Annotated in this window: 17 protein-coding genes; 12 read left to right on the top strand and 5 right to left on the bottom strand. The window is 47.5% G+C overall.

Annotated elements, in window-relative coordinates; genetic code table 11:
• Positions 1 to 37 precede the first annotated feature (37 nt).
• The 9 genes from ECHVI_RS04460 to ECHVI_RS04420 all read left to right on the top strand — a co-directional run bounded on the left by ECHVI_RS04460 (position 38) and on the right by ECHVI_RS04420 (position 14,662).
• Positions 38 to 1,183: an iron-containing alcohol dehydrogenase gene (locus tag ECHVI_RS04460; RefSeq protein WP_015264761.1), complete on the top strand. Its 1,146-nt coding sequence runs from the start codon at positions 38 to 40 to the stop codon at positions 1,181 to 1,183.
• Between the two features lie 206 nt (positions 1,184 to 1,389).
• On the top strand, positions 1,390 to 2,442 hold the full coding sequence (pdxA, locus tag ECHVI_RS04455) for a 4-hydroxythreonine-4-phosphate dehydrogenase PdxA (RefSeq protein WP_015264760.1): 1,053 nt from the start codon (positions 1,390 to 1,392) through the stop codon (positions 2,440 to 2,442).
• Positions 2,420 to 3,595, top strand: a complete 1,176-nt coding sequence (locus tag ECHVI_RS04450; RefSeq protein ID WP_015264759.1) for a four-carbon acid sugar kinase family protein — start codon at positions 2,420 to 2,422, stop codon at positions 3,593 to 3,595. Before pdxA ends, ECHVI_RS04450 begins: the two co-directional genes overlap by 23 nt.
• The gene (locus ECHVI_RS04445) at positions 3,595 to 5,118 is read left to right on the top strand and encodes an alpha/beta hydrolase (RefSeq protein ID WP_015264758.1); all 1,524 of its coding nucleotides are present in this window, start codon (positions 3,595 to 3,597) and stop codon (positions 5,116 to 5,118) included. Before ECHVI_RS04450 ends, ECHVI_RS04445 begins: the two co-directional genes overlap by 1 nt.
• A 299-nt stretch (positions 5,119 to 5,417) precedes the next feature.
• Entirely contained in the window at positions 5,418 to 7,859 is a 2,442-nt protein-coding gene (locus ECHVI_RS04440) for a glycoside hydrolase family 95 protein (RefSeq protein ID WP_015264756.1), read from the top strand.
• A gap of 206 nt (positions 7,860 to 8,065) precedes the next feature.
• Complete coding sequence (locus tag ECHVI_RS04435) at positions 8,066 to 9,286, top strand: glycoside hydrolase family 88/105 protein (protein ID WP_015264755.1); 1,221 nt, start codon at positions 8,066 to 8,068, stop codon at positions 9,284 to 9,286.
• A 158-nt stretch (positions 9,287 to 9,444) separates the two neighbouring features.
• Complete coding sequence (locus ECHVI_RS04430; protein WP_041738315.1) at positions 9,445 to 10,995, top strand: MGH1-like glycoside hydrolase domain-containing protein; 1,551 nt, start codon at positions 9,445 to 9,447, stop codon at positions 10,993 to 10,995.
• Between the two features lie 435 nt (positions 10,996 to 11,430).
• Positions 11,431 to 14,151: an alpha-L-rhamnosidase gene (locus ECHVI_RS04425; RefSeq protein ID WP_015264753.1), complete on the top strand. Its 2,721-nt coding sequence runs from the start codon at positions 11,431 to 11,433 to the stop codon at positions 14,149 to 14,151.
• A gap of 133 nt (positions 14,152 to 14,284) precedes the next feature.
• Positions 14,285 to 14,662 (top strand): hypothetical protein, encoded by a 378-nt coding sequence (locus tag ECHVI_RS04420; RefSeq protein ID WP_015264752.1) that lies wholly within the window; start codon positions 14,285 to 14,287, stop codon positions 14,660 to 14,662.
• A gap of 322 nt (positions 14,663 to 14,984) precedes the next feature.
• On the opposite strand, the gene ECHVI_RS04415 is transcribed toward ECHVI_RS04420, so the two are convergent.
• The gene (locus ECHVI_RS04415; RefSeq protein WP_015264485.1) at positions 14,985 to 16,217 is read right to left on the bottom strand and encodes an IS110 family RNA-guided transposase; all 1,233 of its coding nucleotides are present in this window, start codon (positions 16,215 to 16,217) and stop codon (positions 14,985 to 14,987) included.
• Between the two features lie 137 nt (positions 16,218 to 16,354).
• Between ECHVI_RS04415 and ECHVI_RS04410 the strand changes: the two genes are divergently transcribed.
• Positions 16,355 to 17,026, top strand: coding sequence for a hypothetical protein (locus ECHVI_RS04410; protein WP_015264751.1), 672 nt, complete (start codon positions 16,355 to 16,357; stop codon positions 17,024 to 17,026).
• Between the two features lie 79 nt (positions 17,027 to 17,105).
• Here ECHVI_RS04410 and ECHVI_RS04405 read toward each other — a convergent pair whose 3' ends face one another.
• From ECHVI_RS04405 to ECHVI_RS04395, 3 genes are all read right to left on the bottom strand, one after another.
• Complete coding sequence (locus tag ECHVI_RS04405; protein ID WP_041738313.1) at positions 17,106 to 17,735, bottom strand: lipoprotein signal peptidase; 630 nt, start codon at positions 17,733 to 17,735, stop codon at positions 17,106 to 17,108.
• Between the two features lie 45 nt (positions 17,736 to 17,780).
• Positions 17,781 to 21,167, bottom strand: a complete 3,387-nt coding sequence (gene ileS, locus ECHVI_RS04400) for an isoleucine--tRNA ligase (protein ID WP_015264749.1) — start codon at positions 21,165 to 21,167, stop codon at positions 17,781 to 17,783.
• Positions 21,168 to 21,238: 71 nt separating this feature from the next.
• Positions 21,239 to 21,436, bottom strand: coding sequence for a hypothetical protein (locus ECHVI_RS04395; RefSeq protein WP_015264748.1), 198 nt, complete (start codon positions 21,434 to 21,436; stop codon positions 21,239 to 21,241).
• 53 nt (positions 21,437 to 21,489) lie between these two features.
• Between ECHVI_RS04395 and ECHVI_RS04390 the strand changes: the two genes are divergently transcribed.
• Positions 21,490 to 22,059 carry an LOG family protein gene (locus ECHVI_RS04390; RefSeq protein WP_015264747.1) on the top strand — a complete coding sequence of 190 codons (570 nt, stop codon included), beginning with the start codon at positions 21,490 to 21,492 and terminating at the stop codon, positions 22,057 to 22,059.
• Positions 22,060 to 22,519: 460 nt separating this feature from the next.
• On the opposite strand, the gene ECHVI_RS04385 is transcribed toward ECHVI_RS04390, so the two are convergent.
• Entirely contained in the window at positions 22,520 to 24,355 is a 1,836-nt protein-coding gene (locus ECHVI_RS04385) for a family 43 glycosylhydrolase (RefSeq protein WP_015264746.1), read from the bottom strand.
• 758 nt (positions 24,356 to 25,113) lie between these two features.
• Between ECHVI_RS04385 and ECHVI_RS04375 the strand changes: the two genes are divergently transcribed.
• Positions 25,114 to 25,338: a FeoA family protein gene (locus tag ECHVI_RS04375; protein ID WP_015264745.1), complete on the top strand. Its 225-nt coding sequence runs from the start codon at positions 25,114 to 25,116 to the stop codon at positions 25,336 to 25,338.
• Positions 25,339 to 25,345: the final 7 nt, after the last annotated feature.

Here is a 25,345-nt window from a genome sequence, read left to right as displayed (position 1 = left end):
AAATGAAAACAAATAACAAAAACAATAACGAAATAAGATGAGGGCGATAACATTATTACAACCCCAAAAACTGGTATTTGGCGTGGGCGGCTTTTCCCGATTTGTGGAGGATACCGTAGCTGCGAGCCACAAGCGAATTTGGATCTTGGTGGCCCAGCCGCTGCTGGATACCTTGGATGGTGGGTTGCAGGAGATGAAAAGTGCCGGTTTGGAAGTAGAAGTAGCGGTCTATGATGCCGGAGAGCCCACTTTTAGTCATTATGAGGACTTTTTAAAGCAAGTGAAGGATTTTGGAGCCGATACGATCGTGGGCATCGGCGGGGGCAGTGTGTTGGACTTGGCCAAACTTTTAGCGGCCATGCAGGACAGTACTGGGCAGTTATCTGATTTTGTAGGTATAAATTTGTTAGAAAGCAGAAACACACATATGGTGTGTATACCGACGACAGCAGGAACCGGCAGTGAGGTTTCGCCCAATGCCATCTTGCTGGATGAGGCGACCTTGGAGAAGAAGGGCATCATCAGTCCGTTTTTGGTGCCGGATGCGACCTATATCGATCCAGCATTGACGGTGGGCTTACCGCCAAAGATCACGGCAGAAACGGGGATAGATGCATTGTCACATTGCATAGAGGCTTACACGAATAAGTTTAGCCATCCGCTGGTGGATGATTATGCATTGCGGGGAATAGCCCTCATCGGGCAAAACCTACACCGGGCATTTGAAGTGCCAGAGGACATGGATGCCCGGACAGCTGTGGCCCTTGGTAGCATGTACGGAGGATTGTGTTTGGGGCCTGTAAACACGGCCGCAGTACACGCCCTCTCCTATCCGCTCGGGGGAAAGTACCATGTGCCCCATGGCCTTGCCAATGCAGTGTTGCTTCCGGAGGTCATGGCCTATAACCTGTCTTCCAATATCCAAAAGCACGAGCAGATTGCCTTGGCAATGGGAGCGGAACAGGGAAATTCGCCTGAGGAAACGGCCAGCAATGGCGTCCAAAAGGTGAAGGAGCTGGTGAAGCGCTGTGACATTCCGCAGGACCTTACCACGCTGGGCGTTCAGCAGGAGGATGTGCCGGAATTGACGGCTTTGGCCATGAAGGTGACCCGCCTGCTCAAGAACAACCCTCGGGAAGTAACCTTTGCCGATGCGGAAGAGATTTATGGCCGCTTGTTTTGAGGGGGATGAGACTTGATACTTCAGATATGAGTATTGAGTATTGAGACTTGAGGCTTGAGGCTTGAGAAACAGGAGTAGCGAGGGCGTTGCCTCGGTAAAACGGAACGAGGTAAAGTACTTATGAAAAAATAAATTAGATTAGTGAGGAGACCAATACCAAAAGTCTTGTGTCTTTTATCTAAAATCTAATGTCTAAATAGAAGAAAATGGAAAGACCAATTATAGCCATCACCATGGGCGATCCAGCAGGAATCGGGCCGGAGATTATCGTGAAGAGCTTCCGGGATGGTGGATTGCATGCCAAATGCAAACCTTTGGTAGTGGGTGATGCCACGACCATAGCACACATGGCCGAGCAGCTGCAGGCGCCCTTGACCGTAAAGCCGATAGAAACGGTGCAAGCGGCCAATTTTGACCCGCAAGTGATAGAGGTATTGGACTTGAAAAATGTAGATCACGATCTGCTGGAGATGGGGAAAGTCAGTGCAATGGCAGGTGCTGCGGCTTTTCAGTCCGTGAAAAGGACTATTGAGCTGGCTTTGGCGGAAGAGGTAGATGCCACCGTGACCAGTCCGATCAACAAAGAATCGATTAACTTGGCCGGCCACCATTATGCTGGCCATACCGAAATATATGCAGAGTTTACCGGTACGGAGAAATTTGCCATGCTGCTGGTAGAGCAAAACCTTCGGGTGATCCACGTCACCACCCATGTGCCGCTGCGCCAAGCCTGTGATTTGGTGAAGAAAGACCGTGTGCTGGATGTGGTGCGATTGCTGCACCACGCCTGTGTGCAGTTTGGGATTGAATCGCCCCGCATTGGGGTGGCGGGGCTTAATCCCCATGCGGGAGATGGCGGACTCTTTGGGACGGAAGATGATGAGGAGATTTTACCAGCTGTACAGGCTGCCAAGGCTGAAGGATTCGAAGTGGAGGGCCCTGTACCTCCAGACACGCTTTTTGCCAAAGCCGTACAAGGATATTACGATGGCTGTGTGGCCATGTATCATGACCAAGGGCATATTCCTTTTAAGATGGTGGGGTTCAAGTGGAATAATGAATCCAAAACCATGGAAAGTGTAAAAGGGGTAAACATTACACTTGGTTTACCGATCATTCGTACTTCTGTGGACCATGGCACGGCATTCGAAATTGCCGGGCAGGGAATCGCCTCAGAGGATGCGTTGAACTTAGCGATTGACTATGCCATTCCGATGGCTAAAAACAGAAAGAAACATGATAGCAGTTATAGCCGATGATATTACCGGGGCAGCCGAGATAGCAGGAGTATGCCTGAGATGGGGAATCCCTGTATCGTTTTCGCTGGATGCCAGTCCAGCAAGCGGTGCCGATGTGATGGTGATCGCAACCGACACCCGCTCCATGACCGAGGCCGATGCCCTGAAAGAAACCGATCGGATCGCCTCTGCCCTGATGGACATGGGGGTGACCTGGATTTTTAAGAAATCTGACTCCGTCATGCGGGGACATGTGGCCAAAGAACTAAAAGTCTTGGCCAACATCCTGCATAAGGAGAAAATGCTGCTGGTTCCGGCCAACCCGTATACCGGCAGAAGTATCGTGGATGGGGTTTATTATGTCAAGGGAAAACCGCTGAACGAAACAAGCTTTAAAGATGACCCTACCTTTCCGGCCTTTTCGGCCAATGTAAAAGACCTGTTGCGAGAAAAGGAGCTATCGGTGGCTTATGGCAAGTTTTCGGAAGAAGAAGACCTTCAGGCAGGGTTTAACATTCCCGATTCCCAGACCATGCAAGACCTGTACACTTGGGCCAGCTTGATGGACGATACGGTATTGCCAGCAGGGAGTGCGGCCTTTTTTGAAATGTGCCTCAAGCGCAATTTCCCGGAATGGATGCTTGGCCAAGAGCCCGATCCGCTTTCCTTTGTGGGCAATAGCCTGATGATCGCTGGAAGTAGCCACCAAAACAGTAAGGACTTTGTAGAGAAAGCGGTGGAAAAAGGCGTGCACCTTAGCGAAATGCCCGAGCTGCTGATGGAAGAAAAATATAATCCTGCTGGTACCGAACAATGGGTGCATGATGTCAGCAGGGGACTGAAAGATGGGGATAGGGTGATCATGGCTTATGGAAAGAAAAAAGTACGCTTTGAGAATTATCCGGCCATTTTAAAGAAACGCACGGCCCAGGCGGTATCCAGGGTCATCGAAGAGGTGCCGGTGCGCGAGCTGCTGCTGGAAGGTGGCGCCACCACTTGTGCGGTGATCGAGGAGCTTTCTCTCGGAGCATTGATTCCCATGCAGGAATTGAGTCCAGGGGTAGTACGCCTCAAAGCCGTTGACCTTGACATGGTATTGACCATCAAACCGGGCAGTTATGCTTGGCCGGAGGCCGTTTACAACTATTTTGAGCTGGAAAAGCCAATGGTGTGATGGCGGTAGCAAGATGTTTTCCTTTTGACTTAGCCAAAAAGAGCAGCCCACGGCTAACGATCCATCGTCAGTTATGGACCAGTGTGCTGGCTTCTCCTTTAAGGTTTCAAGGTGTTTGGGAGGGAAAACATCGTTTTGTTGGCATGGCGATTTTAGTGGGAATCTTTTTGCTATTGGGCACCACCCGCAGCCTTTATGCCCAAGATTCCGATCACGGCTACCAAGAGACCTTGAAGGAAACCTTGGACCGGATAGAAACCAGTTTTCAGGTTACCCTGCAATATGACCCAAAGCTGGTGGCTGATAAAAAACTGGATTATGCCTTTTGGCGCATTCGGCCAGGGAATTTGGAACTTTCCTTGACAGCCGTATTGGCTCCCTTTGACCTTACCTATTACCAAGAGGGCGCATCAACTTATTCCATCAAACCTTTTCAGTATCACAAGAAGTCCATTTCTGCGGCTAAAGAAGAGCTGGAGTATTTCGAGCGTCTTTATCATGACCGGGTCAGCTGGGAGGACAGAAAGTCCCAATTGCGCCAGTGCATGCTAGAGGCTTTGGGGTTATTAGCGCTCCCAGAGAAACCTGCTTCGGAGCCCATTATTTCCAATAAGCGGAAATACAAGGGCTATTCCGCGGAGAATGTGGCCTTGGAAGTTTTGCCGGGTATTTTTACCACCGGGACAGTTTACCGACCGCGGCCGCTGAAAAAGGAATATCCTATCATCATCATGCCCAACGGCCACTTTGGGCAAGGCCGGTATCGGGAAAGCGAACAAATCCGAGCAGCCATTTTGGCGAGGATGGGTGCGGTGGTCGTCACGTATGATTTGTTTGCCTGGGGAGAATCCCAGTTGCAGTTTGCTTCCGAAGACCATCGGCTAAGTGCTGCCCATACCCTCCAGACATGGAATGGCCTCCAGTGGATCGATTACCTTTCTTCGCTTCCAGAAACCGACGCAGCTCGCGTGGGGGTTACGGGCGGATCCGGAGGAGGCTCCCAGACGATGCTGCTCACCGCCATTGACGAGCGTATCACGGTAGCCGTACCAACGGTGATGGTCTCTTCCCACTTTTCGGGTGGATGTCCATGTGAAAGCGGTAAGCCCATCCATCTTTGCGGTGGAGGCACCAATAATGCCGAGATTGCAGCCATGGCTGCTCCTAGGCCCATGCTGATCATCTCGGATGGTGGCGATTGGACCCATACGGTGCCCCAACTGGAATTTCCCTTTATTCAGCGGACTTACGGGTTTTATGGTGCACAGGACAAGTTTGCCAATGCCCATTTCCCAGCCGAAGGACATGACTATAAATACTCAAAACGCCAGGCCATGTATCCTTTTATGGCGGAATATTTGGGATTGGAGATCGATAAGTACAGGAATGAAGAAGGAAAAGTGGATGAAACCAATATCACCATAGAGATAGAAAATGACCTGAAAGTCTTTGGTGAAAACGGAGAGCGCTTGCCGGAGAATGCGATTGAGGGGAGGAAAGCGCTGTTTAATTTATTAGAATAAAGAATAATATGGGAATTGTCAGTGTCATAGCTACTGTGGCCCCTTTTTTAACGCACCCCTATCCTCGCCGCGGCGGGAAATGTGGAGCCGAAAGCGTTGACAAGTGAGGTCCTCGTGACAAACGGGGCCCTGTCAGAGCGGACAGGTTTTTGTTCTTTTTTATCAAGAAAAAAGGCAAATAAGCTCAAATGACATGGACAAAAAATACTGCTCATTAAGATAACCAAAGCAAAACAACTAACCAGATTACAAATTAGGATTAGCATAGCATAACTCCATAACCAAAAAACCTAAACCAAATGCGTTGGACCAAACTATTACTACTCGTTTTTTTTGTAAATATAATGACCCTTCAGGCGCAAGAGACCGCTTGGAAGCTTTGGTATGACCAACCAGCATCCAATTGGAATGAAGCCCTGCCCCTTGGCAATGGCCGTTTGGGAGCGATGGTTTTTGGGGTGCCGGCCATGGAGCGCTTGCAGCTGAATGAAGAGACGATCTGGGCAGGTTCGCCCAACAGTAACGCTCACACGAGTGCCAAGGAGGCCATTCCATATGTTCGACGGCTGATTTTTGATGGTGATTATCAAGCGGCCCAAGAGCTGGCCAATGAAAAAATCATGTCCCAGACCAATGATGGGATGCCGTATGAGACCTTTGGCAATGTTTATATTTCTTTTCCGGGCCATCAGGATTACCAGGATTATTACCGAGACTTAAACCTAGAAGACGCCACCAGCACGGTACGCTATTCGGTGGACGGTGTGCAGTATACCCGTGAGGTGCTCAGTGCCTTTGAAGATGACGTCATCATGGTGAAGCTGACGGCGGATCGTCCCGGCAGCATTACCTGTAATGTTCACATGACCAGCCCTCATGACAATGCCGAAGCACGGGTGAGAGGCGATCAGCTGACCCTGTCCGGCGTTTCCCAAACCCATGATCATCAACGCGGAGGAGTTAAATTCCAGGGAAGGATAAAGGCGACCAACAAAGGTGGTCAGTTGGCGGTCAAAGATGGCCTGATCAGTGTTGATGGAGCCGATGAAGTCACCTTGTACATTTCCATTGCGACGAATTTTAAGAACTATAATGACCTTTCGGTCGAATATGAACGGAAGGCTGAAGCTCTTTTGGATGCCGCATTGCAAAAGGACTTTGCGGCGATCAAAAGGGAGCATATCGAGCATTATCAGCAATTTTATGATCGCGTGGCCATTGACCTTGGCAGCACCGAGGCGGCAGAAAAGCCAACCGACCAGCGGATACAGCAGTTTTCGGAAGTCCATGACCCGCAGCTGGCAGCCCTATATTTTCAGTTTGCTCGGTACCTGTTGATTTCCTGTTCCCAACCGGGCGGCCAGCCGGCCAACCTACAGGGCATTTGGAACGATATGCTTTTCCCACCGTGGGAAAGTAAATATACCGTCAATATCAATGCTGAAATGAACTATTGGCCAGCAGAGCTCACCAATCTCAGCGAGATGCACGAGCCCTTTCTGCAAATGGTGCGAGAGGTCAGCGAAACCGGCCAACAAACTGCTAAAATGATGTACGGTGCCCGAGGCTGGGTACTCCATCACAATACTGACATTTGGCGTATCACCGGGCCGATCGATTATGCGGCATCAGGCATGTGGCCAAGTGGCGGAGCATGGCTGAGCCAGCACCTTTGGGAGCGGTACCTGTACAGTGGTGACGAAGATTTTCTGAAGGAGGCTTATCCGATCATGAAGGGAGCCGCACAGTTTTTTCTGGATGTGTTGATCGAGGAGCCGGTAAATGGCTGGCTGGTCGTGTCCCCGTCCAGTTCACCTGAAAACAGCCATGTGCATGGCGCCACCATTGCCGCAGGGGTGACGATGGATAACCAGCTCCTATTCGACCTGTTTTCTAACCTGATTCGTTCCAGTGAGATTTTAGGAGAAGACCAGGCGTTTGCGGATACGCTAAAAGCCACCCGCTCCAAGTTGGCCCCTATGCAGGTGGGGCAATATGGACAACTTCAAGAGTGGATGCACGATTGGGACGATCCAGCTGACAAGCACCGTCATGTGTCTCATCTTTATGGCGTGTTTCCGAGTAACCAAATTTCACCATTCCGGACCCCGGAACTGTTTGATGCGGCCAGAACTTCCCTGATGTTTAGGGGGGATCCATCTACTGGATGGTCCATGGGCTGGAAGGTAAACCTTTGGGCAAGGTTTCTGGACGGTGACCATGCATATAAACTACTGCAAAATCAGTTGAGCCTCGTCACGCCATCTACCCGTGGTGGTGGGACGTATGCCAATATGTTTGATGCCCATCCTCCTTTTCAGATTGACGGGAATTTTGGCTGTGCAGCAGGAATCGCCGAGATGCTGATGCAAAGCCAAGAAGGTGCCATCCACCTGTTGCCGGCACTGCCAAGTGTTTGGGGTAAAGGAAGTATTGAAGGGCTGCGGGCAAGAGGCGGATTTGAGATCGTGGAACTGACCTGGAAAGACAATAAGGTGGATAAACTGGTGATCAAGTCTACCTTGGGAGGAAACTTAAGGCTGCGCGCTGCCAATAAGCTCAAAGCAAAAGGGTTGACGGCAGCATCAGGAGAAAATCCTAACTATTTCTTCGATCTACCCGAAGTGCAGCAACCCTTGATCTCCGAGAAAGCTACCTTGAATCCAGTGGAATTGCCGGAATACTATGAATATGACTTGGCAACAGCGCCTGGCGAAGTATACGAAATTTCGGGGAGGTAGGGTAAATGTGTTGAATGTTGGAAGGTTTGAAAATTGAAAGATTGGAAAATTTCAATATTGTCAAAAGGGCATTTCAAATGCCCGTGCTCATGAGGCGGCTCGTTACAAACGAGCGCCAGTGAGGGACGCCATTTGGGTTCTATTCCCCCTTTAGGGGGTTAGGGGGTGAAACAGACTTTAAATTTAAGAAGTTGATAAATAGAGAAATGAATAAGATAAATAATGTAGTGGCGACTGTAGGAGCAGCGATTCTGCTGTTTTCCTGTGGGGCTAAAAAGGAAAGCAACGAAAAACAGCAGGAAGCAGTTGCGCCAGTAGAAAAAAAATGGTCGGTAAGGCTAGCTGATTCAGATATGACACGCTTGGAAGATTGGATCGTGGGAGACCCGTATTGGGGCTACCATGAAGGGTTGGTGTGCAAAGCGATGCTGGACATGTGGCATTACACAGGCGATGACAAGTATTTTGAATTTGTAAAAGATTTTGGGAATAATATCATTGAGGACGATGGTACCATCAGAACCTATAAAATGGAGATTTACAATATCGACAACATCAACTCCGGAAAAGTACTGATTCCGCTCTATCAGGAAACTGGGGAGGAAAAATTCCGCAAGGCTTTGGATACCTTGATTCAGCAATTGGAGAAGCATCCACGGGTTTCTGATGGTGGATTTTGGCACAAGAAAAAGTATCCCCACCAAGTTTGGCTGGATGGCCTGTACATGGCAGGACCATTTATGGCGGCTTATGGTGCGGCGTTTGACCAGCCAGCGCAAATTGATGATGCCGTACACCAGTTGATGGCTGCCTACGAGGTTCTTTTTGATCCTGAGAAGCACCTGCTCTATCACGGTTGGGACGAGAGTCGGGAGCAGGACTGGGCGGATAAGGAAACCGGCCTTTCGGCCAATTTCTGGAGCCGTGGCATGGGATGGTTTGTGATGGCCATCGTGGATGTGTTGGATTTCATGCCACAAGATCATCCCGACCGTGCCAGGCTAATCGACATGGCCAATAATATTGCCGTAGGTATCAAGGATTTTCAGGATCCGCAAACTGGGGCATGGTATCAAGTGACGGACCAGGGAGACCGCGAAGGGAACTATCTGGAGGCCTCAGGTACGGGGATGTTTGTGTATTTTCTTTACAAAGGTGTAAGGAAGGGATATTTGCCAGATAGTTATTTAGCTACCGCCGATAAAGGCTACAATGGCTTGGTCAACCAGTTTTTTAACGTGGAAGAGGATGGTACTGTATCGGTAACGGATGTCTGCTCGGTGGCGGGCCTTGGAGGAGATGGAAATCGAGATGGAAGTTTTGAGTACTATATCTCGGAGCCTATCAAAGAAAATGACCCGAAGGGCACCGCTCCAGCTGTGATGGCCAGTATAGAGCATGAAAGAGCTTCGGTAGAAAATCAATAAATTGGATCATGCAATACTCAAAAAACCTTCACGCTTTGGTATCGTATTTTCTTGCAACACGTCATTGCGAACGAAGTGAAGCAATCTCCCATAAAGAAAAGGGTATTGCTTCGTCGTCCCTCCTCGCAATGACATTTGGTAATACAGGGCTATCGTTGATGAAAATTAAACTCCTCAGCTTAGTTGCTCTGATGTGCTGTTTAGGTAGCTGTGCCACTACTGCGGAAGCCCAAGGGCCGGCGCTGCTCAAGAAAGAGGACTTCAAGCATTATGCGGATTATTTTAACCGCATGGAGGATGAAAACATCACCCAGGCCATTTCCAATGAAGATTCTTGGGCTTGGATGGAGGAGAACATTCCGCTTTTTGAAGCACCCCAAAAGAATTTTGAGGAGATTTTTTACTATCGCTGGTGGTCGCTTCGGAAGCACATCAAGAAGACTCCGGTGGGCTATGCCATGACAGAGTTTTTGGTAGAGCGGTCTTATTCGGATAAGTATAACCTGATCAGTTGTGCGCTCGGACATCATATCTATGAATCCCGCTGGCTGCATGATCCCAAATACCTGGACCAGATCGTGCACACCTGGTACCGCGGCAACGACGGTCAACCCATGGAAAAACTGCATAGCTTTAGCAGTTGGACAGCAGATGCCCTTTATCACCGCTACTTGGTGACGGGAGACGAGCAATATTTGCTGGACATGCTGCCAGATTTGCTGAAGGAGTATCAATGGTGGGAAGACAACCGGCAGCGGGAAGATGGGCTGTTTTGGCAGATCGATGTGAAGGATGGCATGGAAGAAAGCCTCAGTGGTGGAAGGCATGTCAAAAACGTCCGACCGACCATCAATAGTTACATGTACGGCAATGCCAAAGCCATCGCCAAAATCGCTGCACTCAAAGGTGATGAGGCATTGGCCAAAAACTATGAGGATAAGGCCAGTACGATCAAGACGCTGGTACAAGAAAATTTATGGAATTCTGAAGACCTGTTTTTTGAGACAGTGAAAGAGGAAGGAGGCTTTGCCCAAGTTCGGGAAGCCATTGGATTTATTCCTTGGTACTTCAACCTGCCCGAGGACAAGAACCCATATCATGCTGCCTGGGATCAGGTAACGGATGAAGGGGGCTTTTTGGCTCCTTTTGGCCTGACTACCGCCGAATGTCGCCACCCCGATTTCAGGACACACGGGTGCTGTAATTGTGAATGGGACGGGGCCATTTGGCCTTTTGCCACCAGCCAGACCATGACTGCGATGGCCAATTTGCTAAACAATTACCACCAAGAAATGGTCGATAAATCCGATTACTTTAGCCTGATGGAGAAATACGTGGAGTCCCAGTATTATCGGGGAAGGCCCTATATTGGAGAGTATTTGGATGAAAAAACAGGCTTTTGGCTGAAAGGAGACCAAGAGCGTAGCCGATATTACAACCACTCCACCTTTAACGACATGATCATCACGGGACTGGTAGGGTTCAGGCCTGGAGCCAATGGCCAGTTTGAAGTGAACCCATTGGTGCCTGAAGAAACGTGGGATTGGTTCTGTTTAGACAATATTGCTTACCAAGGCAATATCGTCACGATATTCTGGGACAAGACGGGTGAAAAGTACCAAAAAGGCAAGGGGCTACATGTACTGGTCAACGGGCAGGAAGTGGGCCGTTCAGAAGGCTTGGAGCCGTTGGCATTGCAAATGCCCTGATCGTATGTTCCACGTTTCAGTAGGTTCCTCGTTTCAAACGAGGAACAGTGTATTTTGGTGAGGAGCTTTGGGGTTTAAATAATGTGACTCTCCGCTACTTTGCACGTATGGAGTTATTATCGGAATTTAATACATGGCCTTTGGAGCATCTGTTTTTGGGACAGTTGATGAGGGTGTAAAGAAAATGAGTTAGCTCGCGCAGTGGACAAGCGAGATCCACTCATTTTTAGCCTACAGCAACTGGCACAAAATCAAATTGAGTAAACATAAAACCATTTCGAAAAGATGATCGGCTCAATTTGGAAGATGCTCCATGGCCTAGATTTTTTGCATACTTTTTCATCAATGGAAAAAGTATGAAGAAGGATAATGCCTATACAACATAAGATTTCACCACGTACAACATTACGAATGCTCAGCTTAAATACTTACAATATGAAAAGATTGACTACTTTGATACTTTTATTTTTTACAATGATTTCAGTGGCCATAAGCCATCCGGATCAGGACATTGCTGTGGATCACCTGAAAGTGGAAATGCTGACCAACCCAGCAGGAATCGATGTGGAGAATCCGAGGTTGAGCTGGGAAATCATCACCGAAACCCCTTCCACTTACCAACAAGCTTATCAAGTGCTGGTAGCTTCCGATCCGTCGCTGTTGAGTCCGGATAAGGCAGATTTGTGGAATTCAGGGAAGGTGGATGCGGAAGAAAGCACCAATATCAGGTATGCCGGTGAGGAGTTGGATAAGGATACCAAGGTTTATTGGAAGGTAAAAGTCTGGACGAACCACGGAGAGAGTGATTGGAGCGAAAGGGCACATTGGATCCTGGGGCTGCGGTATTATAAGGACTGGAAAGGCAGGTGGATCGGTTTTGATCGGGCATTTCCATGGGAAGAGGTTTCGACCTTTCCTACCTTGGGCGCGCGGTACTTTCGTGATGAGTTTGACATAAAGAAAACAGTGGAGCGGGCGACCGTTTACATCATGGGATTGGGACTGTATGAGCTGCACCTCAATGGCCAAAAAGTAGGGGATGCTGTTTTGGCGCCGACCCCTACGGATTATACCCAAAATGTAAAGTACAATGCCTATGAGGTAACCGATTTGCTGCAGGAAAATGGTGCGAATGCCGTAGGGGTTATGCTCGGCAATGGACGTTACTTTACGATGCGCCAACACTACAAACCTTATAAAATCAAGAACTTTGGTTTCCCTAAGCTACTTTTCAATCTCATCATCCATTATACAGATGGCAGCACAGAGGTGATCTCCACCAGTGACCAATGGAAAGGCACTGCTGATGGCCCTATCCGGAACAATAATGAATACGACGGCGAGTATTATGATGCCAATAAAGAATTTATCGGATGGGATCAGGTAGGATTTGATGATTCCGCTTGGCTGCAAGCGGAATATGTGCAGGAGCCAGTGGGCGATTATGAAGCGCAGATGAATGAAAACATGAAGGTGATGCAGGACGTGGCACCTGTGTCGCTGGAGGCAATTGGCCAAGACCGTTATGTGTTGGACATGGGCCAAAATATGGTGGGATGGCTGCAGATGACCGTCAAAGGGAAAAAGGGAGACACGGTCAAGCTCAAATTTGCCGAATCCCTCCAAGAGAATGGTGAGCTCTTCATGACGAACCTCCGTGACGCCAAGGTCACCGATACATATGTCCTAAAAAATGAGGAGAAAGTCACATGGGAGCCTCGCTTTACCTATCATGGATTCCGTTTTGTGGAGATTTCGGGATATCCGGGAGAGCCAAAGATAGAGGATTTCATGGGCAAGATGGTGTATGATGACATCAAGACCATTGGGCACTTTGAAACATCAGATCCTATGCTGAACCATATTTACCAAAATGCCTGGTGGGGCATTGCGGGGAATTACAAAGGCATGCCGGTGGATTGCCCGCAGCGAAATGAGCGTCAGCCGTGGCTGGGAGATCGGGCCGTGGGTGCACATGGAGAGTCTTACATGTTTGACAATGTTCGGCTGTATAAAAAGTGGTTGGATGACATTCGCTTGGCCCAGAAGGCCGATGGTGCCCTTCCAGATGTAGCGCCAGCCTATTGGCGGTATTATAGTGATAACATGACCTGGCCAGGTACTTACCTGATGATTGCTGACATGCTTTATCAGCAAACGGGAGACACCAGTGTGATTCGGGAGAATTATCCAGCCATGAAGAAATGGCTGGGCTATATGGCGGATCGGTATATGACCGAGGATTACATTGTCACTGAGGATAGCTATGGCGATTGGGTGGTGCCGCCGCCGAGCATTGAAGCCGGAACGGGCCAAAATGCCGATGTCAAACGGCCAAGTGCCTTAATCTCCACCGCATATTATTACCATTTTATGGAAGTGATGAGCCGATTTGCTACCATCTTGGGCAAGCATGAAGAGATTCCGTCCTATCAATCCCTGAAGGAGAAGGTTCATGAAGGTTTTCACGAGGAATTTTACCATCAAGGCTTTTATGGGGACAATAAAATGACCGATAACCTGCTGCCATTGGCCTTTGGGATGGTGCCGGAAGACGATCGACAGCGGGTTTTTGACCAAGTGGTGGAGACCATCCAGATCAAAAACAACGGTCACCTAAGCACCGGGTTGATCGGCACGCAATGGTTGATGCGGACCCTTTCGGACTATGGAAGGGCTGACTTGGCCCTTAAGCTGGCTACCAATACCACTTTTCCCAGCTGGGGCTACATGATCGAAAACGGTGCGACGACCATTTGGGAGTTATGGCACGGCAATGTGGCCAAACCCACCATGAATTCCCAAAACCACACCATGCTTTTGGGTGACTTGACCGTTTGGTTTTATGAGTATTTGGCGGGGATCAAAGCGGGTGCAGACAGCCCTGGCTTTAAAGTTTTTGAATTGGCCCCTGTGTTTGTAGAAGGCTTGGACAGTGTAAAGGCAAGTTTCGATTCCCCATATGGTGCGATTGGAAGTCATTGGGAGCGGAAAGGTGAACAGATCACTTGGAAAATTAAAGTGCCTGCAAATACTACGGCCATTGTGAAAATGCCCATTTCTGCCACTGGAGGGATTTTGATGAACGGGGAAGCACTCCGTTCAGGAGACATGGAGGTAAAGTTGGGTTCAGGAGAATATGAATTGGTGTTTTGATAGGTATCAGCAAAGTACCTTTTCCTAAAATTATAAGAGCTCTTGCCCTTTAGGTGAGGAAATTAATTAAATTTATGGCGCATTGGTACGCTACTCCATCTACTGAATAACATTAAATAAACAATATGTTGTTATGAGTAGGATGAATGTAGTGTGTGTTATCATGATTCTTTTGGGGGCCTGTCAGCCGGCGAGCCCTGATTATCCCGAATCCAACTGTGCGGAAGCCACGGAGTTTGTCCAAGAAGTGGAAAATAGGAAGGGGCTTTTGTATCGCATGGATGATTCTGATAAATATGCGATCAGCTACCATTTTTCCGGGACATATGATGTGACAGAGGTTGGTGTGGTATGCTCTATACCAGCTGATTTTTCCTTACTAGAGGGTGAGGAGGAGTTGATAGAGGTGATTTTTAGCGGATATTATTGGAAATATACCAATGTTCCGCCAAGTCTTCCAGCTGGCAGCACGGCTTATTATTTGGAGGTGACGGCCATAAGCCAGGAATGATACTGGATGATTACCTTCCAAAATTCATTAGGTAAAAAGGATAATCGAATTTTAAACTAGCATTGAAATCTATTGCCTGTTTTTTTTTCTGAAAGAGAAAATCTAAAAATAGGCTTGTTCAGTCATTTTTAAAACTGGTAGGGCATAGTTTTGCTATCCTTTGAAAGGTTTTTTAAAGGACTATAAATTAAGTTAGGCCAAGTTAGAGAGTAAAATTTTTTCTACATGCTCGAAGCAATAACCGTTTGTTCTTGGCCTATGAGTTCAGTTTTTATTCCGGGACTTGTAAATCACCAATAAAAGCTCGAACTTTCACTTAATCTTAATTGGGACGGATGTCCACTTGGACTCCGAGCCCGCGCAGGCGCTCTAAGGATTTCTTAATCTGCGCCTGCTTTCTTTTTTCCTGATAGGTTGTATCGTCAGGCTCTAGGTAGGGCTCCTTGTTTTTGAGGATGTAATACAGTCCGGTCAAGATTTTATGAGCTACGGCAATCAGGGCCTTTTTAGATCCGCGGCGAGCAGCTATTGCCCCATATTTGCGGCCCAAATAGGTGTCCTTTGTGTGTGATGCGGCCCAAGCAGCTTCGACCAATGCAGTTTTCAAGTATTTGTTCCCATGTGTGATGCGGGTTGACTTCTTCTTGCCTGCACTTTCGTTGTTGCCCGGGGAGACACCTGCCCATGATGCCAGGTGTTTGTGATCAGGAAAAACCTCCATGTCATTGCCTGACTCGGCCAGGATATTCATGGCGGTTTCTTTACCTATTCCGGGTATGGTCTGGAGTAAATCGACCTCTTGTTGAAGCTCGACTGCATAACGCTCAATTCTAGCCTCGATGTGCCCGATCTGGGCGTTGATCGAATCAATGGAATCACGGAGTGTGGCCAGCATGAACCGGTGATGTTCGGTGAGTCTTCCCTGCAGAGAAAGTTTGAGGTCCGCCATCTTTTTGCGCAAGGAACCTTTGGCAAGGTTGGCCAGGTATTCAGGATCATCCTGTTTCCGGATCAAGGCATCTATGATGAGCGTACCTGTGACCCCAAAGATATCCGAAGCCACTGAGGCCAGTTTGATATTGGCATCTTCCAGGATTTTATGCAACCTGTTGCGTTGGGCGACCCGCTGTGCGATCAGCTTACGTTTATACCTGCAAAGATCACGTAGCTCTCTTATCCACTCGGTAGGGACAAAGCTCCCCTTTAACAGACCGCTTAGAAGCAATTTGGCAATCCATTCACTGTCTTTCTTATCTGTCTTATGACCGGGAACATTCTTGATATGCCGGGCATTTACCAGGATAATCTTAAAATCCTCTTCCAGGATGTTGTAGACAGGTTTCCAATAAACTCCGGTACTTTCCATCGCAATGTGGGTAATGGAAAGGGAATTCAGCCATGTTTTAAGCTCCTCGATCTGAGCAGTAAAGGTCCCGAAGGTACGGGTATCAATCTCAACGTCAATGCCACTGACTGTGGCCACTACCGTCTTTTGGTGAACATCGAGGCCACAGCCCCGCTGGATCACCTGTTCGAATTCAATTTGTGATGACATAACCGATAAGTGAATGTGAATATTCTACTTATACGGATAAACTCCTCTTTCATTCCCGTTTGTGAAGTCCTAATTCATGAATGTTTTTATATATTCCTGCCAATGAATGTATTAGGGTTTAGGGATAGTTAAATAACATGGATGTGACCATTTTTGATTTCATTTTAGGGCTCCATATCGTTGGTGGAGGAGTCGGTTTACTTTTTGGAACGATCGCCATGATTCGCCCCAAAGGTGATGGCCCACATCGAAAGTTTGGAAAGGGTTTTTATGTGGGGATGCTATTGGCCAGTTTATCAGGATTGGTGTTGTCAGTGATGCATCCCAATACATTTTTGTTTGTAATTGGAGCGTTTACCTTGTATATGGTCGGATCGGGTTACCGGTACTTGAAGTTGAAAGGGTTACCCCACCGCAACAAGGCAAAATGGATTGATTGGGGATTGTCGGGAATGATGATACTTTTTGCGTTGGCTTTTTTTGTGCAAGGAGCCAGAAGCCTTTCCCAAGGGAATTTCTTTGGCGTGGTCATGCTGGTGTTTGGAGCAATCGGAACATTAATGGTTTATGGTGACATTAAGTTTTACCAAGGGATCATAAAGAGCCGGACATTTTGGTTGCGTGGACATATTGCCCGGATGTGTGGAGCGTATATTGCGAGCTTGACCGCTTTCTTGGTGGTCAATATTTACTTTCTTCCACCATTGGTCATTTGGTTGTTGCCCACCGTCATCATCACACCGCTGATCGTGAAGTGGAGTAGAAAATATAAAATGGGAGAAAGGGAGGAGCCTGCTGATTTATCCTAGTGTAAGATTTCAGCATTCGTTCGACCTTTTCTCGTCATATGATATCAAAAAAGCCTCGGAAAATTCCGAGGCTTATAAATTATTTTTCTTCGATAAACTGTCGCTGGATTTCGTCTTCTTCCTCATGCTTGAGGTTTTCTGCAAAGAATTTTTTCTGGAACAGAAGAATGAAAACTACCCCCATAAAGATAGAGGCATCGGCTACATTGAATATCGGCCAAAGGGCGGTATAACTTCCTCCCCAGAGCGGAACCCAATCGGGGATAAAGCCTTCCCAAATGTCGATGTAAAACATGTCTACGACTTGTCCGTGAAACCATGGGGTGCTGGCATCAAAGGGCGCATTGTCCAGAAGCACTCCATAGAAGACACTGTCCACCAAATTTCCAATGGCCCCGCCTAAAATCATCGCGATACAGGTAATATAGCCGGGATGTACTTTTTTCTTGATCAGGTAATAAAGGTAATATCCGATACCGATCATGGCCACTAGCCGAAAGGTCGTCAAGATCAATTTTCCATATTCCGAGCCCAATTCCATGCCAAAGGCCATTCCTGGATTGGTCGTGTAATGGAGCTTAAACCAGTCACCTAATAGTTTGATTTGGCCAGCTGTGCCCATCGCCATGTTTGCATCGACGGCGAGTTTTACGATTTGGTCAATTAGAATGACCAGTAAGGTAATGCCAAAGTATTTTAAATATTTCATTTGCGATAAGTTCTGCGAAACCAACTAGGGCCGCACCCGTTTAGTTTATACTTTTTCTACCTTTACTTTCAGTTCGAAATCATCCATGTCCAAGACCGTACCTTCTTCCACATCTCCGTTTACGGAAAGTGACAAGGCCTGCGTTTCGGATTGGATATATGCCGAGAAGTTTTCCAGTGCGCGGTCCACTTGTTCGTTCAGCTTGGCCACCTTAATGGTGATTTTGTCCTGCACTTCCAGTCCCATATCTTTTCTAAGGTTTTGGATCCTATTGACCAAGTCCCGAGCAATGCCTTCTTGCTTGAGTTCGTCGTTCAGCGTGACATCCAAGGCCACGGTAATGCCGTTTGCACTGGCTACCGACCAACCCGGAATATCTTGGGAGGTGATGAGGACTTCTTCTTGTGCCAAGCGGGCTTGTTCGCCATCTATTTCGATCTCAATGGAGCCATCTCGCTCCAATTGATTGATTTCTTCTTGTCCCCATTTGCTTATGGCTCCGGCCACCAATTTCATTTTCGGACCAAAGCGCTTTCCAAGCAGCGGGAAGTTTGGCTTGGCATTTTTTACCAATATCCCTGAGGCATCGTCGATGTATTCTACTCCTTTGATGTTCACCTCAGATTTGATCAGCTCTTCCACGTGTTGGATTTGCTGTCTCGTCTTTTCATTCAAGATCGGGATAAGGATCTTTTGAAGGGGTTGGCGTACTTTCAGCTTGTCCTTCTTTCTTAAGCTGTGCACCAATGATGAAATGTCCTGTGCCAACTGCATGCTGGCTTCCAAATCTTCATTGATCAGCCCATCATCCGCTGCTTTCCAGTCGGTCAAGTGCACGGATGCTGGAATTTCCTGTCCTGCCTCCTTGGCGCCTTCGGTCAGGTTGGCAAACATCCAGTCCGAATAGAATGGAGCAAAGGATGACATCAGCTGGCTAAGGGCCATCAGGCATTCATATAAGGTTTCATACGCAGCCTGCTTGTCTTGGTTCATTTCCCCTCTCCAAAAACGCTTCCTCGCCAATCGTACGTACCAATTGGACAGCTGGTCCACGGTAAAGTTCATGATGGCACGGGTGGCTCTCGTGGCGTCATAATTGTCCATGGAGCTTTCCACTTCTTTGATCAGGGACTGTAGCTTGGAGACAATCCATCGGTCCAGCTCTGGCCGTTCACTTACCGCCACGGTCTTTGCCGGGTCATAGGTAAAGGCATCCAAGTTGGCATATAACGCAAAGAAGTTGTAGGTATTTTGCAGTGTCCCGAAGAATCTGCGCTGAACCTCTGCTACACCTTCCAAATTGAACTTCAGGTTATCCCAAGGGTTGGCATTGGAGAGCATGTACCAGCGAAGAGCATCGGGGCCATATTCTTTCAGGGTTTTGAATGGATCGACGGCATTGCCGAGGCGTTTGGACATTTTGTTGCCATTTTTGTCCAGCACCAGGCCATTGGCGATCACATTCTTAAAGGCCACGTTGTCAAACAGCATCACCGCTATGGCATGAAGGGTAAAGAACCATCCACGGGTTTGGTCGACCCCTTCAGCGATATAGTCCGCCGGATAATTGGCCTTGAAGATTTCTTCGTTTTCGAAAGGGTAATGCCACTGGGCGTAAGGCATGGCACCGGAATCGAACCATACATCGATCAGGTCTGGTTCCCGGAACATCTTATTGCCTTGGCTATCGACCAAGATGACATCGTCCACATAAGGTCTGTGGAGGTCAATTTCTTCTCCTTTGAAAGGAGATTCCTGCATAAAGCCCTTGGCAATGGATTTTTCGATTTCTTCGGTCAGCTCTGCGATGGAGCCAATGCATTTGGTTTCCGTCGCATCTTCATTTCTCCATACCGGCAGTGGCGTACCCCAGAAGCGGGAACGGCTGAGGTTCCAGTCCACCAGGTTTTCCAGCCAATTGCCAAAACGACCTGTTCCGGTAGCCTCAGGCTTCCAGTTGATGGTTTTGTTCAGCTCGACCAAGCGGTCCTTGCAGGCTGTGGTCTTGATAAACCAGCTTTCGAGCGGGTAATAAAGCACGGGCATGTCTGTCCGCCAGCAGTGGGGATAACTGTGCTCGTATTTTTCTACCTTGAACGCTTTATTTTCATTCTTCAGGATGATGGAAATGATGACATCGGTGTTTTTATATTCCGCTGCATTTTCATCCTCTTTCAGGTAATTCTTTACATAGAAATCATCTGCTGTGTATTCCTTATGGGCCGTGATTTCATGCTCTTTCATTTTGGCCAGCAGGTATTCTCCTACTACCGGCAGAAATTTCCCTTTTTTATCCACTACAGGGATTTCATTGTCCTGTTCGTCTTTGACAAATACCCCCGGCACGCCTGCTTGAACCAAGGTCCTAAAGTCATCCGCACCAAAAGCTTTGGCCAGGTGAACGATTCCTGTACCATCTTCGGTGGTCACATAATCTGCCGGAATGACGGTGTAGGCAGGATGGGGAAGCTTGATGCCATCGATGGGGAAAAGTGGTTCATACTCCATGCCGAGCATGTCCGCGCCTTTAAACGCTTCTACTACTTCGTACGGAATCAGCTTGTCGCCCGCCTTGTAATCTTCTAGCTTCAGCTCTGCGGCCTTTTTGTTGAAGAAAGCGCCCATTCTGGCTTTTGCCAAAATAACGGTTTGAGGCGCATGGGTGTAAGGATTGAAGGTTTTGACCTTGACATAATCGAGCTTTTCCCCTACCGCCAGGGCGGAGTTGGAAGGCAAGGTCCATGGGGTCGTCGTCCAGGCGATGATGTATTCATTGTCGCGGTCTTTTACCTTAAATTGTGCCGTGATGGAAGTGTCCTTCACATCGCGGTAGCAGCCTGGCTGGTTGAGTTCGTGGGAGCTCAGTCCGGTTCCAGCCGCAGGTGAATAAGGTTGGATGGTATAGCCCTTGTACAGCAGGTCTTTGTCGTATAGCCGCTTCAGAAGGCTCCAAAGGGTTTCGATGTATTTCGGATCAAAGGTGATGTAAGGGTCGTCTAAATCCACCCAATAGCCGATTTTTTCGGTCAGATCATCCCACTCGTCCTTAAAGCGCATGACCGTTTCACGGCATTTTTTATTGTATTCTTCTACAGAGATTTTCTTTCCGATATCCTCTTTGGTAATGCCCAATTCTTTCTCCACTTGCAGCTCCACGGGCAAGCCGTGTGTGTCCCAGCCGCCTTTACGCTTTACCTGATATCCTTTGAGGGTTTTGTACCGGCAAAAAATATCCTTCAGTGTTCTGGCCATCACGTGGTGAATGCCCGGGGTGCCATTGGCAGATGGGGGGCCTTCGAAAAAGGTAAATGTCTCGGCTCCCTCGCGGTTTTGCACGGACTTTTCAAAGACCTTGTTCTCTTGCCAGTATTGAAGGATACTTTCCCCTATTCCGGGATAATCTACTTGTTTGAACTCCTGATATTTTTTCACGATATCTTCCTTGTTTCTTCTTGATCAAATGCTTACCAACAAAGCGGACCTTTCCGGCGGGAAGGACAGCGCTAAGCTAATTGTTTCAAAAGCAGGCACAAAGTTAATAGAAAAGTAGGGTTTATGTATGGTGAAAGCTGAAAAACTCTCCATCCCTCACCGACAGCCATAAAATAGTCCTTTTTCTGAGGCGGAAAAGCAGGCAAATCCTCCATTTCAAATCCTGTTGATTTGCTTTTATTTAACGCTTTAGACTTGAAAAAGGGCATAAAAATCCGGTTATTAGTAAAATTGTTTTACCCCTATTACTACTGCAATTAACATGAAAAAAATAACCATCTACTGCGGCTCCAATACCGGTAATAATCCCGCCTACAAAGAGGGAGCCATTGCGCTGGCGGCAGAAATGACACTCAGAAAAATGGATTTGGTGTATGGCGCAGGCAAAGTAGGGTTAATGGGAGTAATGGCAGACCATATGTTAAGTGTGGGCAGAAAGGTATATGGTTTTATCCCCCAAAAATTGGTTGATGTAGAAGTAGCACACCGTGGCTGTACGGAATTGACAGTGGTGGAGACCATGCGGGACCGCAAGTGGCTCATGGCAGAAACCGGTGATGGGTTTATAGCCATGCCCGGTGGCATTGGAACCTTGGAGGAGCTTTTTGAGATCATGACGCTAAACCAGCTTGCCTATATCCAAAAACCGCTAGCCCTTTACAATGTGGAGGGCTATTATGATAAGCTGATTGAGTTTTTAAACTTTTCGGCCAAGGAAGGATTCCTGAGGCAAGCCCAAATGGACCTGTTGATCATTAGTGATGATCCTGCCGAGATATTGGACAAAATGGCTGCTTACGAGCCAAAATTTATTCCCAAGTGGGGAAAATAGAAAATTAAGGATCAAGTAGAAAAGAATGGGCTGGTCTATTTTGATGGCTCAGCATAGGCTATGCCACCGTTGGTTTCTATTTGGCCAGGGATAAAGATAAATAGGATGCTGCTGTAACCTGGACTGAGAGGAAGTTATCATGGCTGTGTGCTTTAGCACCTTGGTGGCGGATCAGGATTTCGATAACTAATGAGAGTTATCGCCCCCATAAATATCGCTTGATTGGAATTAAACGGTCATCTCCAAACGGTAAAAAAGCCAGGGAGCTAATCAGATAGCAGCCCCGGCTTTTGCGGTTGATTTGATTTTCACTTTTTTTAAAGCAGAAAGTGTGCCGCTGTGTTTAAATGATTTTAGTTGAGGAGATCAAAGGGTCTTTCTGCCGAAACAGAAAGACCCAATCAAACACACTTACAATTAACCATAATCACCTAAAATAGGTTCTCCTTTTTCGCTGAAGTTATTCTGTAAACAAGATTTCACTTTTCTGGGAAATACCGTTTTCATCGAAGGCCTCTACTTGATAATAATAACGCTGATCCGTATTGAGGGCGCGAAGTTCATATTCGTGTTGTCCGTACATCAGGGCGGAAAGGTTCAGCTTATCCTTATGGATGCCCCAGTAGATCACATAGCCAGTGGCACCTTCTACAGGATCCCAGCTGAGGTTTGTGTTGCGACGGTCATTTTGTCGTTGTGCGACGAAGTTTGAAGGCGTCTCTGGTAGGGCTTCCTTTCCATTGCCAAATACCCGCAGTTCAGAGATGGCCAAAAACTTATTGGTACAGTATACATGTTCGTAACGGACATATCGGGCTTCTACTGCTTGGTCCAGTTCGATATAGCCATGGGGCATGTCACGTTGGTTTTTGGAATAATCGGCGACCGTCTCCCAGCGCTTTCCATCCATGGATGTTTTGATCACAAATTGTTGTCGGAGGGTATCGGGTCGACCGAAAATCTCACTGTTGAAGTCTTGGAAGTTGATTTGAATGGCTTTGACATCCATGGGTTTTTCCAAGTCCAGTTCCACATAGATAGAATCATGATTGGCTTCCGATACCCAGTAGGAACGAATTTCTTCATCATTGATCTGACTGATATCAAATTCCCGGATCTGCTCTTGCATGTAACCTCCTTCACTCTCGTCCACTACATTGAGATCCATGTTGACTTCAGGGGAGTTGGTCGTTACCGGTTTATTATAGGATAGGAGCATCCAGCCTGTAAAGCGATGCTTGTGATCTTCCACGTCCGTGTCTGGAAGGTAATGGGGGTAATCTCCATAAGCGGTGTTTACATACATCTGTCCGTTCTCTTCAAACCCCGCGGGATACATGCCTATCCTGCGTTCGAATTTATAGTTGACAGAAATGGCCATGGTGGCAAAATGCCAATGGTTTCCGTGATTATCCTTTACGGTGCTGCCGTGGCCGGAGCCCTTGAGAAAACCACCTGGTTTGTAGGAAATGGGATTATAGGGAGCGTAGGTAAACGGGCCCAGAGGACTGTCACTGGTGTATACACCATCAGCATAGACGTTCCATTGGGTACCGGGAGCACCGTATTCCAAATAGTATTTTCCGTTATGCTTGACCATCCAAGGGCCTTCGATAAAGGGTTTTAGGTCACTTTTATGGTCTTGGCCAAACCGTTCCCAGCCATGCTTTTCTGGCTCCAGGTTAAACAGGTCTACCTGTTCGCCCTTGGGAATGAAATAATTGTCAGCATCCAGTTCTATGCCATGGATGGGCCATTTATTGGAAGATTCTTCGTAGAGGTATACTTTGCCATCGTCATCGACAAAGAGGTTAGGGTCCTGCACGCCGCCGGGGACATTAATCACGGCAAAGTTCGTTTTCCAATCGCCCAAATCAGGATTGTCCGTTTCGATCACCGCCCCACGTCCGGAAGGGTCGCCGAGCAAAATGATTTTTCCGTCCTTTACCGCCGCAGCAGGAGCATTACTGCCATTGAAGTACCAGCTTTGGGGTCGGATAAACCGCCAGTTGCTCATGTCATCCGATACCCAATAGCCATGGGACCGGGTGACAAAAAGATAATATTTGCCCTTAAAATTAACGATGGCCGGATCCGCTCCTGATCGGTAGGAAACGTTATTTCTCGCCCGATAGTGGGACATATAGGTATAATCAATGTCGAGCGGGTTACAGTAGGTCGTAAACGATCGCTTGGCCGTAGAGGAAGGAGTTTCCTTTGTTTCCTCTTTTGTGCTTTCTGGGGAGCAAGCGGACAATATCCCCAATGTCAATGTTAAAAGTAATATTCTATGCATGTGGCAATGTCTTTTTTGGGTTTACAAAGGATGCTCCTTGGGAACGATAATTTGATGTCTCGAAGGTAGGATGATCTTCCGTGGATAGAGGGATTTGATCGGCAATTTGAAGGAAATATCGGGTAATTTGAGCCTGTTTTTGGGATGGAAATCCCGTTTTGATGACATGATCAAGGGTGCTAATGGGCAAATAGTATGCGTTATGCACTAGAATGTCCTCGATGAATACTAATGGTGTGGATAAATGGGAAATCATGAAACCAATAATAGCCCCAATTGCGATTGTAAATCGATATTGATTGGTGCTGGCGAGTCTTTTACCTGCTCCTTGCGGGCATGGTTGTTAGGTTGGACTCAACTCTCAGGGGCCATTACCGTTAAAGGAGGCCTAGGATAGTTGATGTGAAATTGGCAAGACCATTGGAGGTGGCGAGTCGGGTTGGTTTTGTCTTGCTTATGGATAAAGACATCCCCGAGTGTAGCATCAACCTAAGCGGCCGCTCATCATGTAAATCCAAGATTTCAGCAAAAACAGAACGAATTCTACACTTTTTCCGTTAATTTTGCAGCAATTTAGATTCAATCTAATTCAATTAAGCCAAAATACCGGCTTGATATACAGGGATTCAAGGATTTGAACATTCCTGCGTAAGCCATTTTGCAGGTATCATCGAAGGAGTTTAATAGCTCAGGATTTCGGAAGGCGAGTCATGACGGATAAATAAAGGAGTGATTTGTTCCTTCATAAAGTAAAAAATATGACGGCAGATAAGATAAAAATTGGTGAGAGGGCCATCATCCATGAGATTTTGCCCAGTGAATTGACCTTAAATATCATGGAAATGGGCTTTTTACCGGGCAAACAGATTTCGTTGTTGCAGCGGGCGCCTTTACAGGATCCTTTGGCGTTTAGACTGGAAAATACCGTTATTGCCCTCCGGAAAGCAGAGGCCAAACTCATCGAAGTGACCCTAGAAAACTAATTGCTGT

This window comes from Echinicola vietnamensis DSM 17526 (genome assembly GCF_000325705.1).
GTDB classification, from domain to species: Bacteria; Bacteroidota; Bacteroidia; order Cytophagales; family Cyclobacteriaceae; genus Echinicola; species Echinicola vietnamensis.
Note: the sequence above shows the minus strand (reverse complement) of the source record. Positions and strands in the feature narration are given on the sequence as shown.